The following is a 16,163-nucleotide window of genomic DNA, read 5'->3' as shown; positions in this document are numbered from 1 at the left end:
TAGTGTTCTAAATCATACATGCGACAGTTTCTGAAATATGTGCTGGCAACCATCGTCGGCCTTTTCCTTTTTTCATTTGTCGGCTTCCTGCTCCTGATCGGTATCAGCGCGGCCTTCTCTTCATCAGCAGACAAGCAAACAGAGGTGGCCGACAACTCGGTGCTGAAAGTAAACCTTAACGGCAACATTGCCGAACAGGGCGTTGACAACCCGTTCAGCGGTGTTGGCCCGTTCAATGCCGAGTCTGATGTTATTGGTGTTATTGATCTGAAAGATGCGCTGAAAAACGCGAAGGCAGATCCGAATATTAAAGGGATTTACCTGCAGTCCGAATATCCGCAGGGTGGCTGGGCATCGCTCGAAGAAATCCGCAACGCGCTGATCGACTTCAAAAAATCAAAGAAATTTGTTTATGCCTACGGCGAGGTAATGACCGAGAAAGGATATTACCTGGCTTCGGTTGCCGATAAAATTTACGTAAATCCGGCCGGTGGTATCGAATGGAACGGTCTGAATGCCGAATTAACCTTCTTCAAAGGCACCTTCGACAAACTCGGTATCAAGCCGGAAATCTTCCGTGTCGGTGAATTTAAGAGCGCGGTTGAACCGTTTATTCTCGACAAAATGAGCGCGCCGAACCGCTTACAGGTATCGTCGTTTCTGAATTCGGTGAATAACCATTTTGTCGGAAATGTGGCCGCAAGCCGTGGCCTGACCGTGGCAACGCTGAAAAACCTGGCCGACAGCCTGAAAGTGGAGACACCAACGGATGCGCTGAAAGCAAAAATGATTACCGATGTAGCCTACCATGACCAAGTGGAGACCGATATCCGGAAGCAACTGGGTATCAACGAGAAAAAGAAAATCGGTTATGTGACGCTGAGCAAATACAGCAAAGCCGAAAAACACGTAAAAGAAGGTGATATCAACCAGCGAATTGCGGTCATTGTTGCCTCGGGTGACATCGTCAGCGGTAAAGCCGAGGATAACAACATTGGTTCGGAAAGCTTCAACGCCGAGCTCCGCAAAGCCCGTCTTGATGACAAGGTGAAAGCCGTTGTGATCCGGATTAACTCTCCGGGCGGCAGCGCCCTCGCTTCGGATGTTATGTGGCGGGAAATCCAGCTGACCAAAAAAGTGAAACCGGTGATCGCGTCGATGTCTGACTATGCAGCGTCAGGCGGATACTACATGGCCATGGGCTGCGACAAAATCGTGGCAGAACCAAACACCATCACCGGATCAATCGGCGTGTTCTCGCTGTTATTTAACACCGAAACGTTCTTTAAGGATAAACTGGGTATTACCTACGACCGCGTTAATACCAACGCTAACTCCGACTTTCCGGCGGTGACCCACGAAATGTCGCCGTTCCAGAAAAAAACCATGCAGCAAAGCACGGAACGCATCTATGCCGCCTTTACCGGCAAAGTAGCCGAAGGCCGTAAACTGCCGGTAGACAGCGTGCGGAAAATCGCATCCGGCCGCGTATGGACCGGTATCCAGGCAAAAGCCAACGGTCTGGTCGATCAGCTGGGCGGTCTGGACGATGCCATTAAACTGGCGGCTAGATCGGCAAAACTGGGCGAGGGTGACTACCGCGTGAAGTATCTGCCACGGAAAAAAGACTTTTTCGAGCAGTTGTTCAGTTCATTCAGCGACGACGAAGAGACCAAGCTCCGGGCGCAACTCGGCGACTTAGCCCCTTACGTGACTTACCTGAAAAAGCTGAAAACCATGCAGGGCATTCAGACCCGCATGCCGTTCGAGCTGAAAATAGACTAATTTTCATACACTACTCGTGGTAATACAAAATGGCCGGTTTACGAACTGGCCATTTTTGTTTACTTTTCCGGTATGATGCCGTCTCAGCCCGTCCGTTTTGATGTTTTTGCACTGATTATTCTCCTTGGAATTGTGCAGGGCATTTTACTGGGAATTTTCTTTCTGACAGGGAGCCGCCGGTTAGATCCCGGTAACCGCTGTCTGGGCTGGATGATGCTGGCTGTAACCAGCATGACGACGGAAATCTTTCTGAATTATACCAATTACATGTTCCGGATGCTGGAGATTGTCGACTTTTCGGAGCCCGCCAATTTTCTGCCCGGCCCTTTATTTTTCCTTTTTGTCTATACCCGCACGCACCTGACCCTGCCCAAACGCTGGTGGCTGCACCTGATTCCCTTCGGGATCTGGACCCTCAACGCCGTCACCTGGCTTTATCAGCCGGTTCGTTTTAAATATAATTCCTACATCGACTCCCACCATCCTGAGCTACCTTTTATTGAGCCCAGCCCGCACTATTTACCGGAAGACGTTACCGGTCTACGGCCGTTCGTTACCGAAATGACTTTGGTAAGTCTGCTGATCTACGTGACCTGGTCGTTTATCAGTATCGGACAAACCTTCCGCAAGCAAGGCGCAGGCTTTTTCAGCAGCCAGCCGCCTTATCTGGCCCGTATCCGCAACCTGACGATTGGCATCAGCCTCTTACCGGTTCTTATCCTCATTGTTAAACCCAACTTTCATAATGATCTCGGCGACTACATGCTGGCCTGTTACATTACGGTAACGGTTTATCTCACTACGATTACGGTCATGAGCGGTTCCAGCTTTTTCCGGTCCGCCCCCCTGCCCGTTCCGGAGCCGCACCAGGATATGCCGGAGGAACCAAAGAAAAAATATGAGAAGTCGGCGTTATCGGAAGAGATCGAAGACACGTTACTCAACCGGCTGACCCGATTGCTGGCGACTGAACAGCCTTACCTCGACAGTGACCTGACCCTGTCGAAACTGGCGCAACGGCTGAATACCTCGCCCCACCACCTGTCGCAGGTACTCAACAACCGGCTTCAGCAGAGTTTTTTTGATATGCTGGCACAATACCGCGTGCAGGCAGCACAGCAGCTTTTGCAGGACCCCGCCAACAGCCACCTCAAAATCGACGAAATTGCCGAACGCGTCGGTTATAATTCTACCTCGGCGTTTCACACCGCGTTTAAGCGGTTGGCCGGGCAGACACCCGCCCAATACCGGGCGTCGCAGGCAACGTCAGGCAGCTGATGCCCGCCTCCGGACTTCGTACCAATCGGGATGAACTTCTTAATCCCCGGAAAATAGCCGTTCCCGGCCATTAGCAAGGCAATTTTGGGGCATCAAACTAATTTGACAACAAAAGCTATGATGCCCGGTCAGACTGCCAACTCAACCACGACAACAACCGCACAACCACTTGCTACCCGCCGGTACGACCTCGACCGGCTCCGTGTATTTGCCATCCTTGTCTTGCTTTTTTACCATACCGGTATGATGTATGTCAGCTGGGGCTGGCACATTCAGAGCCGGGAAACCAGTGTCGTTTTTGAAACAGTCATGCGGTGGCTGCATCGCTGGCGGATGCCGCTGCTGTTTTTCATATCGGGTGCCGGTACGTTTTTCGCATTACGAAAACGCAGCTACGGAGCCTACGCCTCAGAACGGTTCAAACGCCTGTTTGTGCCGCTGGTATTCGGGATGTTTGTAATTGTACCACCGCAGATCTACCTCGAATGGCTCTTCCGGGGCCGTTTCTCGGGCTCCTATGCGGAGTTTTATCCCAACGTATTCGGCTTTCAGCCGTATCACGACGGCGGTACCGGCGGAGCCTTCAGCTGGCATCACCTGTGGTTTATCTGCTACCTCTTCCTGTATTCGCTGATCAGCATTCCGGTGTTTATGTTTCTTAAGTCGGCCGACGGTCAGCGGTTTGTTGACCGTATCGAACGGCTGACGGTGCGCAAAGGCGGTGCATTGTGGCTGGGTCTGGTCATCTTTATCAGCCAGCTGATGACCCGTCCCTTTTATCCCGACGAGACCCATGCACTGCTCAACGACTGGGCCTACTTTGTTGAAAACCTGCTGCTGTTCTGGCTGGGCTATATACTGGTAAGCCGCCCTGTATGCTGGCAACAACTGGCAGACCAGCGCCGGATTTTTCTGGGAGCTACCCTTCTGTTTACCGTTGTCATGTACGCCATGCCGATCATCTTCGGCTTCGACCGGATCGATACCGAATTACCGCTTGACGTTACCTACTTTTTTAATAACCTGCTGCTGATGTGGGCCTCAGTGCTTATGTCGGTCGGGTACAGTTACCGGTACATAAACCGGAATCACCGGCTGCTGCCTTACCTGAACGAAGCCGTTTATCCGTTTTACATCCTGCACCAGACCGTGATTGTCATCATCGGCTATTGGGTGTTGAAACAAAATTTCGGCGTGTATGGCGGTTTCCTGTTTACCAGCCTGGCCACGCTGCTGGTATGCGCAGGGCTGTACTGGTTTATCATTCGTCCGTTCCGGCTAACCCGCTTTTTGTTCGGTTTAAAATCCTGATTTCTCAAAAAAGTACAGGTAACCTGAACGTGAGATTATGTATCGTAAAATAAATATTTCGTAAATTGTCCGTTCATTATGAACGCTCTGTATGATTCGTTTACTTCATCTCACAATTTTATTCTGTATTCCGCTTTCCCTTTTTGCACAAATCAACAAACGTCCGCTAACGCATGCCGACTACGATGGCTGGCAGAGCGCACGTTCCGAAAAAATTGCAGCCAACGGCCAATGGATCAGCTATCAGGTCGATGTTCAGGAAGGCGACGGGACGCTTTATGTCCGGCAAAGCAATCGCAGTACGGCGGCTAATGTACCGCAGGAATTCCGGTTCCCGCGCGGGTATCAGGCTCAGTTTACCGCCGACAGCAAGTTTCTGGTAGCCAAGCTCAAAGCCCCTTACGGCGATACGCGCAAGGCGAAACTGAAAAAGAAAAAGCCGGACGAAATGCCGAAAGACAGTTTGCTGGTACTGAACCTGTCGACCGGTCAGGTAACGCGTTTCCCGAATGCCAAATCGTTTGTGATCGGTAAAAACGGCGGCAACTGGCTGGCCTTTTTGCAGGAACGCAAAGAAGCCGGTGCTACCGGGCTGACCGCCGAGGCCCGCCCTACGCCCGGACGTCGCCGGAATGACACTGATACCGATCTGACAGCAGAAGCCGACACAACGGCTCCGGCGCCGAAAACCGCCGCCCCTCGCTCGCAGTCGGCGGGTGCCCGCGCCGCTGCCGTCAAAAAGCCGAAAGGTGATGACCTGATTATTGTTAACATGGCCGACGGCTCGAAACAGATGATCCGGTATGTCAGCAGTGTAATCGCTTCCGACAACGGCAAATCGATTTTCTTCAGCCGCGAATCGCACGTTGACTCCCTGAAGGCCGGTCAGAATCCGGTGCCGGGCGTGTATCTGTTCGATACCCGCAGCCAGCAGATCGCGACGATTGACACCAGCTCGAAACGCAAAATTTATAAAGGTCTGGCCATTGATACCACCGGAACGAATCTGGCATGGATCGCCTCGGCCGACTCTGCCAACGCCGAAGTAAAAGCCTTTACGCTGTATTACAAAAACATGCAGCCGCTTACGGGAGCCGTTGCCAGCGGTAAAAAAACCAAAACGACAACCGTAGCGCCGGCCGTGTGGACCATTGCCGACACGACCACCAAAGCCCTGCCGAAAGGCTGGTCGATCAACGAATTTACGACACCACGCTTCTCGAAAGACGGTAAGCGCCTGTACTTTGCCACAGCACCGATTCCGCAGAAGTCCATCAAGGATACCCTGACGCCGGACGAAGAAAAGGTGAAAATGGACATCTGGAGCTGGACCGACAGCCGGTTGCAGCCTATGCAGCAGAAACGGTTGCGGGAAGAAAAAGAGCGTGGTTTCCTGACGGTCTGCGACCTGACGACCAACTTACCGGCCACGGCTACAGCCCGCCCTGGCAATGTGGTGATGCTGGCCAGCCGCGAGGTACCGAACGTCCGCCCTGACTACAGCAAAAACCCGCGCTATCTGCTGGGTTCCAGCGACCTGCCGTATCAGGTAATCAGCTCATGGGATCCGGGCCACACCGACCTGTACCTGATTGATACGCAGACCGGCGACAAAAAGAAAATCAGCAACGACCTGATGGCGTCGGAAGTACAGCTCTCGCCGGGCAACAAGTATGCTTACTGGTTCGACGAGCGGGATTCGCTGTGGCGTGCCTACTCGATTGCCGACAGCAAACTGATCGACCTGACGAAAGGTCTGCCGAGCAAGTTTTTCGACGAAGAGCACGATACGCCGAACCTGCCGGGCAGTTATGGTACTGCGGGCTGGACAGCCAACGACAAATACCTCTGGCTGTATGACCGTTACGACATCTGGCAGATTGACCCGACCGGCCGCGAAAAGCCGCTGAACCTGACTATGGGCTGGGGTCGTCAGAATAAGGTACGGTTACGCCGCGCCGATCTGGAAGAAAGCGAAGAGCGTTTTGACAACGAACCGATCAATGCCGCCGAATCGCTGTACCTGACCGGTATCTGGGAAAGCGACAAGCATACCGGTATTCTGAAAGCCATGCCGGCAAAGAATAACGAACGGCAAATCAGCATCCTGACGCAGAGTAATCACCGGTACTTCGGTCTGTCAAAAGCCAAAAATGCACCGGTTGTTACGTATTATAAAGGCAACTTCCAGGAGCCGATCAACCTCTACCAAACCGATACGACACTGGCTTCTCCAGTGAAACTGACCAAAGTCAACCCACAGCAGGACAGCATTCGCTGGGGTAGCGTGGAGCTGGTAAACTGGATGGGCACCAACGGCGTGAAGCTGGAAGGCCTGCTCTACAAACCGGAAGGCTTTGATCCGAAGAAGAAATATCCGATGCTGGTGTATTTCTACGAACGAAACAGCGAAACCCTGAACGACTACAAGGCACCGTCGCCGAGCCGCTCGACGATCAACATCGCTTATTGTGTATCAAACGGGTATCTGGTATTCGTACCGGACATCGTGTACACAACCGGTCAGCCGGGTCCAAATGCCTACGACTGTATCGTACCGGGTGTCCTGAGCCTGATCGACAAAGGCTTCGTAAACCGCGACCGCATTGGTATTCAGGGACAAAGCTGGGGTGGGTACCAGACGGCTTACCTCATCACCCGCACAAACCTGTTCCGCGCAGCGGGAGCCGGTGCACCGGTGGCCAACATGACCAGTGCTTACGGCGGTATCCGCTGGGGTACGGGTATGAGCCGGATGTTCCAGTACGAAAAAACGCAGAGCCGGATTGGTGGTACCCTGTGGGATAAGCCGCTGAACTACATTGAGAACTCGCCGCTTTTCTTCGCCAACCGCGTGGAAACGCCGTTGTTTATGACGCACAACGACGCTGACGGTGCCGTACCGTGGTACCAGGGCATCGAGTTCTTTTCAGCCCTGCGCCGGTTAAACAAGCCGGTCTGGCTGCTGGTGTATAATGGTGAAGATCACAACCTCGTGCAGCGCCATAATGCCAAAGACCTGAGCGTCCGGATGTATCAGTTCTTTGACTACTATCTGAAAGACGCGCCGATGCCCCGCTGGATGAGCGAAGGCCGCTCGGCCGCCGAGAAGGATCGAGGCGATATGAAGTACTAAACGCCCTGTCATAAAAAAGCCCCGCCGGAGATTCCGGCGGGGCTTTTTTATGGATCAACCAGCACCCGGTCTCCATGGCTGGGCGGCACGGAAATAACCAGAAAGACGGCCTCCTGATCCGACTCATTCCGGACCTGGTGGGCCTCCCCCGCCAGCACCTGCATGCCCTCCCGGGCACTGAGCCGGTGTAGCTGCCCGCCCGTTTCGATGGTCAGCCTGCCGTCGAGTACGTAGAAGAACTGAATCGTCCGTTCGTGGTAATGCCAGACCTCGGCCCGCCCGGGCGGCACCCGCTCCTGAATAATACTCACGGCCGGATGGCTCATCAGATGCCAGCCATCACAATCACCGCCCCAGACGTAATGCGGGGCATTTTCTATCGATACAGGCTTCATGATGGTGTCGTTATCGTAAGCTGAAACAGATCGTCACGGGTGTAATGCCCGATCACATCGAAATCGAGTTTGCTTTTGATGACCTCGTCCAGGTCAAGGTCGGCCACCAGCACCCCCTCCTGATCCCAGAGCGGACCGGCCAGAATTTCGCCCTGCGGCGATACAATTACGCTGCCGCCCCGGCAACTAATATCCTCCGTGGGATCGGCAAGGGCAGCCCGACAGGCTTCCGGATAGTCTTCCATCCGGAAAAACTGGTTGCAGCCCAGTACGTAACACCGGCCTTCGCAGGCAATGTGCTGCATAGTGGCGATCCAGGTCGGACGGGCATCGGCGGTCGGGGCAATGTAGATATCTACCCCTTGCCGGTACATCGCCATCCGGGCCAGCGGCATGTAGTTTTCCCAGCAGATCAGCCCGCCGAGCTTACCGATTTCCGTATCAAACGCCAGCAGGCTATCGGCTCCGCCTTCGGCCCAGACCAGCCGTTCGACGCCGGTTGGCTTTATTTTCCGGTGTTTACCCAACAGCCCTTTTGTCGGTGAAATATAAACGGACGTGCAGTACAGGCTACCGTTGACGGCATCGCGCTCGGTAATGCCCGCAACCAGCCATACCCCGTACTGACCGGCGATCCGTTCCAGCCTCGCCAGATCGTCGCCACTGACGTCTACACTCTGCTGCCAGTAGGTTTTATACAACTCACGGCCCGCATCCGTCCGCCGGCCAATGGTTGCGCCAAAGGTAAATCCGCGCGGGTAGCCGGGAATAAACGATTCCGGAAACACCACCAGCTGCACACCCTGTTCTGCCTGAGCAGCCACCAGTGTCTCAAGTTTCTGTAGTGTTTTCTCCTTATCAAAAAAGACCGGAGTAGCCTGAACAACAGCAGCTTTTATCGTCATACGACAGTTTATCACAAATCTTAACCAACAATTAATGTGTTACCAGGTCCGGAACGGATTGGTGCGGACAAGGTCTGCTTCCCCGATACGGCTACCGGATGCAACAACACAGCCTGCAAAAATCAGTATTTTCATAACGTCTGCCAACAGGAGAATTTTTGTATACATGTACCACATATAAATTTTCATTACCTTAGCAGCCGGGAATGCATCATGAACGCTGAGGGAAACGTACTATGAGTGAAAAAACAGAATTGCCGCTAGATCTAATGCCCATTGTGTCAACCACAATGGCCGACCAGGTTGAAGAGCGGCTACGCGAATATATTACCAATAAAGCGTTTAAACCAGGCGATGCCATACCGAAGGAGATAGAACTGGCGGAAGCTCTGGGTGTGAGCCGGAATGTTGTCCGTGAAGCGCTGAGCCGGTTGCGGATGCTGGGCATGATCGAAACCAAAAAACGCCGGGGTATGGTGCTGGCCCAACCGGATATTCTGAGCGGTATGGAACGCATGCTGCACCCGCATATTCTGGGCATCGATACGCGTAAACAAATCTTTGAGTTCCGGTTAGTGCTTGAAGTGGGTCAGGCATCATTACTTTTTGCCCGCAAAACGGAAGAAGGCATTCAGAAACTGGAGGGAATTGTACAGCGTGAAGCCCTGGTACAAACGACAGAAGAAAAAGTAGAATGCGAAATTGCCTTTCACTCCGCCCTTTACGAAATGGCTGGCAATGAAACCATTAAGCGTTTCCAGGCGATGTTGATGCCTGTTTTTGAGTATGTAGTGGAATATGAAACCGAGCATCAGTTCCATGCCGTCGGATCGGTCACACATCAGGACTTAGTAGATATTCTGAAGCACGGTACGGCTGCCGACTTTGCCAGCGGTATGCTGAAGCACCTCGAACCTCATACTATTTTATTGACCTGAAGCATACGTGCATCAGGCCCTCTTCTTTAACTATTCAGCAAAAAACTTGTCATAAATTAGGAAATACTTGTATCAGGCATTTCCTTTGTTTTTATATGTAGTACATAAGCTCATTACTGTTTTATTTATCCGGAACAGAGAATTCCATTCGTATACCCTGAATCCTGCAAGCTGACTTAGTCCGCCTGCCTGTTTAAACAACATACCTTAACCCTCTTTACAGCTTATGAAACAAGCCGTTCTTACGTACAATTGGCGTTCCGGGGCATCGGCACTCATCGGTCTGGTGGCTATAACCGCCATCATCGCCATGCGGTCCCTGAGCGACAGCACCCTGATCATCAGCCAGAAGCAATTCACCACGCCGGTATTGAAAGGAAAAGCCGACAATCCGGTGTTACGGATTCACCTGCGTGTTACAGAACCAAACCGGACGATCGCCGGATTTACGTTCTCGACTACCGGTACGACAAATCTCAAGGACCTGAAACACGCGCGGGTCTTTTATTGCGGCCGCGACTCGGTTCTGGAAAAAGGGACCGGCACACGCACCGGCAGCCTGTTCGGCGTGGCAGAACGCATCAGCAACACCTTTACCATAGCGGGGAATCAGTTACTGGAACCGGGCGATCATTACTTCTGGCTATCTTACGAACTGGCGGATCAGGCCGATTTACTACACGTTGTGGATGCCGCCTGTACCGGTGTCAAAACAGAACAGACCGCCCTTGCTGTCCGTGCACCCGCACCAGGCATTACGCAACGGATTGGTCTGGCCCTCCGAAAGCATATGGACGATCAGGTGCACACATTCAGGATTCCCGGCATGGCAACCACGAATCAGGGCACGTTGCTGGCGATTTATGATGTGCGCCGCGAAAGTGCCCGCGACCTGCAGGGCGATATTGACATCGGCTTAAGCCGGAGCACCGACGGCGGAAATACCTGGGAGCCTATGCGGATTGTCCTGGATAAAGGGACATGGGGTGGCCTGCCGCAAAAATTCAACGGGGTATCGGATGCGTGCATTCTCGTTGACCGGCAATCAAATACCATATACGTGGCCGGCCTATGGATGTACGGCGTTAAAAACGACCAGGGCCAGTGGGTTGAAGGGCTACAGGAAACCAGTAAAGACTGGAATCACCAGTGGCGCACAAAAGGTTCGCAACCGGGCTTCGACGTAAAACAAACGGCGCAGTTTCTGCTGACTAAAAGCACCGACGATGGCAAAACATGGAGCGAGCCGGTTAACCTGACGCAGATGTGCAAACAGGAAGACTGGTGGCTTTGGGCGCCGGCCCCCGGGCATGGAATTACCCTGACCGACGGCACACTCGTTTTCCCGACTCAGGGACGGGACAATACCGGTGAACCCTTTTCGAACATTACGTATAGCCGCGACAAGGGCAAGACCTGGAAAACAAGTCCGAAGGCTTACAACGCCAGCACAACCGAAAATATGGCCGTAGAACTGTCTGACGGGTCGGTAATGCTCAATATGCGGGCAAACAAAAACCGGACTGATCCCGGCGAAACCAACGGACGGGCCATTGCCGTAACCCGTAACCTGGGCGAAACCTGGCAAGTGCATCCGACGTCGTTCGGGGCCTTACCTGAGCCAACCTGTATGGCCAGTATTCACCGGCACGACTATACGGCGGGCAGACGCAGGAAAAGCCTGCTCGTTTTCGCTAATCCGGCTTCCCGAACCGCCCGCGATCATATTACGGTTAAAGTCAGTTTTGATGATGGCATGACCTGGCCGGCGAAAAATCATATACTGCTGGACGAACTGAAAGGGCGTGGCTACTCCTGCCTGACATCCGTCGATGAAAAAACCGTGGGCATTATTTACGAAAGCAGTCAGGCCGATATGGTTTTCCAGAAAATTCCGCTGGCTGAGCTGCTGAAATAATAACCAAAATGAGCCGGTTTTCCGGGGCCGAAACCAACCCCGGAAAACCGGCAGTACTACTTAAAGCCGTCAACCGGCAGTTCTTTAAAGAAAATTCCTTCGTAAGGGCTTTTCTGCCCTGCTTCATACAGACAAGCCAGATTACCGGCCGGCGTTACGACGAGGTTCGAATACGCCGAAGGGCCTTCGTAAACCACCTGTCGGGCAGCCCAGGTTTTCCCCTGATCATACGACAGCCGGACGGTCATATTGACCCTTGCCTTCTGACTGGCCGGATTGGAGAATGCCAGAAACGGTTTTCTGCCTTTGTGCTTATACCACAGCAAACTCCCCTGACACACCGGCTCGATCAAGGTAGTATCGCCCTGTAGCGGTGCCCAGGATTGGCCCCCGTCCGTACTGGTCGATACCTGACGCACCCGGACACTGGTGTAGTTCCGCATGTTCAGCATCAAAACGCCTTTGGGCAGTTCGGCAACGCTGCATTCGTTGACTTTGTCGGTTGGCGTCGTGCCACCCAGCTGCCAGGTTTTCCCGCCGTCGTCGGAAAAGATGCTGTGCGAGAAATACTTCTTTGTTCCGGCGTCAATATGGTCGCACGGAATCACTAACCGGCCCCGGTATTTTTTGTGCTCCAGCTGGATACCGTTGCAGGGACCGGTAGCATACCAGGTCCAGTCGGGGCGTTTGACCGCTGAGGTTATCTCACGGGCCGTTGACCAGCTGACACCCTCGTCGGTTGATGACAGAACAAACACCCGGCGGGTGTCTTTGCTGCTGCCGTCGATGATCTGCTTTTCATGATCGCTGCCCAGATTCCAGGTTGCTACCAGCACAATGTTGCCGGTCTTTGCATCGACCACCGGAGCCGGGTTGCCACAGGTGTTGCCGGCATCGTCCCAGACCATGCTCATGCCGGACCACGATTTTCCGCCGTCCGCCGAGCGCTTTACAAGAATATCAATGTCACCGGCATCACCGCAACCCGTCCGGCGGGCTTCGGCAAAGGCCAGCAGCGTTCCTTTCGTCGTTTTGATGATGGCGGGTATGCGGAAACATGCATACCCGTTATCGCCTGCCCTGAACAAGGCATTTCCTTCCTGCGCAAAGCCGGTGCCGGCTACCAGAAAAGCGGCGATGAAACTGAGGGTTTGCCAAATGCGGTAATTCATACGTCGGTTTGGTTGAGGTATTTGTTGCCTGTTAGTTATCCGTGAAATCATCGGTGCGGGGTTTCAGGAAAGCCAGTTGTAGCGCAACGGCAATGATGACCAGCACCACCAGCATGGCAAAAGCCTCGCCTAACCGGTTATTGTCAGAAAACTTCCCTAACACCGTCGTGGCCAGCGCCCCGGCAAATACGCTTAACATATTCATCAGGCCGTAGGCCGTTGCGCGGTACCGGCCCGACACAAACTGGCAGACAATCGGCATGTTGTTGGCATCAAACATACCGAAGCCAAAACCAAAGCAAACCGCTGCCAGCACCGACTGCACCAGCGAATGGCCATAGCCCACCAGCAGCAGCGCCGGAATGGTCAGCGATACGCCGATGGCCCCCGTATACAGGCGTGCCCGCAGATTTTTCCGGCTCCACCGGTCCGATAGCCTGCCCCCGAAGAGGACGCCGATCAGGGCCGAAACCGAAATGGCAATCGTAGCGATCGGGCCTGCTTTAGCCATACCAATGCCCAGGTTTTCGGAGAACAGGGTTGGCAGCCAGTTTTTAACCGCCCACCCTGGAATTCCCGGTAAGGTAAAATAAAGCAGGATGATCCAGAACGAGGGATTTTTTACCAGCAGCATGAGGCCCTTAAATAACGGCGGCTTCGTCATACCGGCCTGATCATCAGCAGCAGCCTGTTGTTTGTCTTTCAGGAACACCAGCAGGACAAGCGAATAGCCCATGCCTACGAACCCGAAAAGGCTGAAGGTAAACTGCCACGAAAACTGCTGCGCAATGGTAGCCCCGAAGCCGCCAAGCGCCTGCCCGATATAAATGCCGGTAACGTGTATGGCGATTGCCAGCGACCGGGTGCCGGAAGGATGAAAGTCGGCGATCATGGCCAGACTCGCCGGAATATACAACGCCTCGCTGACACCCATCAGCGCCCGCAGGGCATACAGTTCATTAAACGTTGTCGCGTGGCTCATGGCGTAGGTCACCAGCGACCACACAAACAAACTGCCCACAATCAGCCACTTCCGGCTGAATTTGTCGGCCACCATACCGGCCACCGGACTCATGATGCCATAAATCCAGAGAAAAACGGCCATGAGCCGGCCAAAGTTGGTGGCCGATTCCAGCTCATGGATATCCAGCTGCATGCCTTCGCGCATCGTCGACAGCATTTGCCGGTCGAGGTAGTTCAGCATGGCAACCACCCAAAGTAATCCTACTAGTATCCAACGATAGGTCTTATCTGTCTGGCTCTTCATCGCTCATTCGGTTACATTAGTCAGTTGAGCCAAAGTACGTTGGGTGTACGCGTACCCGGACGGGCTTCTCCCCCGGGTATCACATATCCGCCTCTCCACGGAACCAGCGGTGTTGTAACGGGCAGGTACGTGCTCGCATTAGGGTTTGACACCGCATCCGGCCGGATAGCGACCGGAAATTGTTGCTGCACAGTCCATTTACCGCCCGATAGCGGCAGCGTAAGGATGTCCGTACTAAAGCCGGGATGGTTATCTTTCAGGGTGAGGGTCTGGCTGGCATACTCGCCGGTATCTCCCCCGACAAGCACTATCCGCCCATCCCTGACCACTGCCGGCCCGGCAGCGGCAACCGTCGGGTGCGGCAGATCGGGCAGGCGGCTCCACTGCTTTGTCCTGATGTCAAAAACATGGGCATCGGTGAGATACACACGGCTCGCAGCACCGGTGGTTTTATCCGGTACCAGATCGGTTCCTGAGAACAAATAGAACCGGTTGTCAGATCCGGCGGCCACACTCAGCATACGCCCTGCCCCCTCCCAGACCGGCAGTTGCTGCCACATACGGTTGGGTGCCGCTAGGTCTAACGCATAAAATTGCCGGAGCGTCTGCGTGGCATCCGGTTTTTCCAGACCACCGGCCACATACAACACATCACCGATCAGAGCACCGCAGGCATTCGCCACGGGACGCGGAAAAGCCGGCAATGGTTCAACGTCGATGCGCTGCTTTTTCCAGCGCATCAGAAAAGCATCTGCTACGTGGCCTTTTTCGTTGCTGCCGCCCACACAGACCACCGCATCTTTCCAGGAAACAGTCACCGAATAACCCAGCGGAACCGGCAGTTTTCCTGCTTCTTTCCATTGCCCGGCCGGTGATTCCAGCACAAAAATCCGGTCATACCATTTTTTGATACTACCCTGCCAAGGTCTGCCACCGTTCGGGAAGTTGCTCCCCCCCGCGACCACAAGTGCCCCGTTCGATACACCCGCCAGGGATCCCGCAAACCCATCTCCATCGGGAATGGGCGGCAGTTTTTTTACCGAAAACGTACGCTGCGCAACTAAGGAAACCGGGATCATCAGCAACACCAGATAAAGAATAACCTTAAGCCTCCGTAACTGCATCCGACCAGGTAACCGGTTTAAATGGTTTCAGGGCCTCCCAGAAGCCGGTCTGCTCCAGCTCGCTTTTCAGCGCATCATAATTGGCGGGCGAGAGGGTCACGAGCGGCAGACGACACCCGCCTACGTCAAGCCCCAGCATGTGCATAATGGCTTTCTGGGCCGGAATCGGCGGGTATTTCACAAACGCCCTGACCATATCGATCAGTAGATTCATGGTTTTACGCGCCTCCTCCATCCGGCCAGCTTCGTAATTTCTGATGACCTCCAGGTACAACGGCGCCGCGAAGTTGTAGGTACTTCCGATAGCGGCAGTAGCCCCGGCACCCAGCGCCGGCAGCAGCATTTCATCAAACCCGTACAGAATGTTGAACCGGTCGCCGAAATGGTTGAGACAGGCCTGATATTCCCAGATGGTGTTTGCGGTATACTTGATCCCGTGCAGGTTCGGAATCTGCCGGCCGGCCAGCTCCAGGAACCGGATCATGTCCATTCCGACGCCGGTCAGCATCGGGATATGGTAGTAATAAAACGGTAGTTGCGGAGCGGCCGACGCAATCTGCGCCATGCAATCGACCAGGTTATCGACCGACGACGGTTTAAAATAAAACGCCGCTACGGCCGAGGCCGCATCGGCCCCGATCTCATACGCGTGCTGCATCAGCGCCCGTGATTCGGCAATACTCGAATGCCCGACATGGACCCAGATCTGTAACCGCCCGCCGGCCGCTTTCACAAACGCTTCGGCCACCGCCATGCGCTCGCTGATGGTCAGGTTCGGGCCTTCGCCGTTGGAACCACAGATAAAGGCACCGGTCAGGCCATCGGCAATCAGGTTGTCAACCAGAACCGGGATCATCTCCGGATTCACGCTTCCATCGGGGTGCAGAGGAGTAAAAGGGGCCGCAAACAGCCCCTTAATTGGTGTATGTTGCAT

Annotated in this window: 12 protein-coding genes; 6 read left to right on the top strand and 6 right to left on the bottom strand. The window is 54.0% G+C overall.

Annotation, left to right across the window (positions count from 1 at the left end):
- The first annotated feature begins 18 nt into the window (after positions 1–18).
- The 4 genes from sppA to AC23NW_RS04690 all read left to right on the top strand — a co-directional run bounded on the left by sppA (position 19) and on the right by AC23NW_RS04690 (position 7,510).
- Entirely contained in the window at positions 19–1,785 is a 1,767-nt protein-coding gene (gene sppA, locus AC23NW_RS04705) for a signal peptide peptidase SppA (protein ID WP_487448025.1), read from the top strand.
- Positions 1,786–1,857: 72 nt separating this feature from the next.
- A complete protein-coding gene (locus tag AC23NW_RS04700) occupies positions 1,858–3,063 on the top strand; it encodes a helix-turn-helix domain-containing protein (RefSeq protein ID WP_487448023.1) in 1,206 nt (401 codons plus the stop codon).
- Positions 3,064–3,180: 117 nt separating this feature from the next.
- Positions 3,181–4,374, top strand: coding sequence for an acyltransferase family protein (locus AC23NW_RS04695; protein WP_487448021.1), 1,194 nt, complete (start codon positions 3,181–3,183; stop codon positions 4,372–4,374).
- A 91-nt stretch (positions 4,375–4,465) separates the two neighbouring features.
- The gene (locus AC23NW_RS04690; RefSeq protein ID WP_487448020.1) at positions 4,466–7,510 is read left to right on the top strand and encodes a S9 family peptidase; all 3,045 of its coding nucleotides are present in this window, start codon (positions 4,466–4,468) and stop codon (positions 7,508–7,510) included.
- A gap of 47 nt (positions 7,511–7,557) precedes the next feature.
- Here the strand turns inward: AC23NW_RS04690 and AC23NW_RS04685 are convergent, their stop codons facing one another.
- Together AC23NW_RS04685 and AC23NW_RS04680 are read right to left on the bottom strand one after the other, a co-directional pair.
- Positions 7,558–7,905 (bottom strand): cupin domain-containing protein, encoded by a 348-nt coding sequence (locus AC23NW_RS04685; protein WP_487448019.1) that lies wholly within the window; start codon positions 7,903–7,905, stop codon positions 7,558–7,560.
- The gene (locus AC23NW_RS04680; protein ID WP_487448017.1) at positions 7,902–8,810 is read right to left on the bottom strand and encodes a carbon-nitrogen hydrolase family protein; all 909 of its coding nucleotides are present in this window, start codon (positions 8,808–8,810) and stop codon (positions 7,902–7,904) included. The genes AC23NW_RS04685 and AC23NW_RS04680 overlap by 4 nt, the downstream gene beginning before the upstream one ends.
- A 290-nt stretch (positions 8,811–9,100) precedes the next feature.
- Here AC23NW_RS04680 and AC23NW_RS04675 point away from each other — a divergent pair, with 290 nt between their 5' ends.
- Positions 9,101–9,748, top strand: a complete 648-nt coding sequence (locus AC23NW_RS04675; RefSeq protein ID WP_487448015.1) for a FadR/GntR family transcriptional regulator — start codon at positions 9,101–9,103, stop codon at positions 9,746–9,748.
- 226 nt (positions 9,749–9,974) lie between these two features.
- The gene (locus AC23NW_RS04670) at positions 9,975–11,666 is read left to right on the top strand and encodes an exo-alpha-sialidase (protein ID WP_487448014.1); all 1,692 of its coding nucleotides are present in this window, start codon (positions 9,975–9,977) and stop codon (positions 11,664–11,666) included.
- A gap of 56 nt (positions 11,667–11,722) precedes the next feature.
- On the opposite strand, the gene AC23NW_RS04665 is transcribed toward AC23NW_RS04670, so the two are convergent.
- From AC23NW_RS04665 to AC23NW_RS04650, 4 genes are read right to left on the bottom strand one after another with little or no spacing between them, the layout of a single operon-like run.
- Positions 11,723–12,838 carry a sialidase family protein gene (locus AC23NW_RS04665; RefSeq protein WP_487448012.1) on the bottom strand — a complete coding sequence of 372 codons (1,116 nt, stop codon included), beginning with the start codon at positions 12,836–12,838 and terminating at the stop codon, positions 11,723–11,725.
- A 31-nt stretch (positions 12,839–12,869) separates the two neighbouring features.
- Positions 12,870–14,105: an MFS transporter gene (locus tag AC23NW_RS04660; RefSeq protein ID WP_487448011.1), complete on the bottom strand. Its 1,236-nt coding sequence runs from the start codon at positions 14,103–14,105 to the stop codon at positions 12,870–12,872.
- A gap of 20 nt (positions 14,106–14,125) precedes the next feature.
- The gene (locus tag AC23NW_RS04655) at positions 14,126–15,229 is read right to left on the bottom strand and encodes a Kelch repeat-containing protein (RefSeq protein ID WP_487448010.1); all 1,104 of its coding nucleotides are present in this window, start codon (positions 15,227–15,229) and stop codon (positions 14,126–14,128) included.
- Positions 15,210–16,163: a dihydrodipicolinate synthase family protein gene (locus tag AC23NW_RS04650; protein ID WP_293840427.1), complete on the bottom strand. Its 954-nt coding sequence runs from the start codon at positions 16,161–16,163 to the stop codon at positions 15,210–15,212. Before AC23NW_RS04650 ends, AC23NW_RS04655 begins: the two co-directional genes overlap by 20 nt.

The organism is Arsenicibacter sp. R0_47, assembly GCF_057652235.1.
Note: the sequence above shows the minus strand (reverse complement) of the source record. Positions and strands in the feature narration are given on the sequence as shown.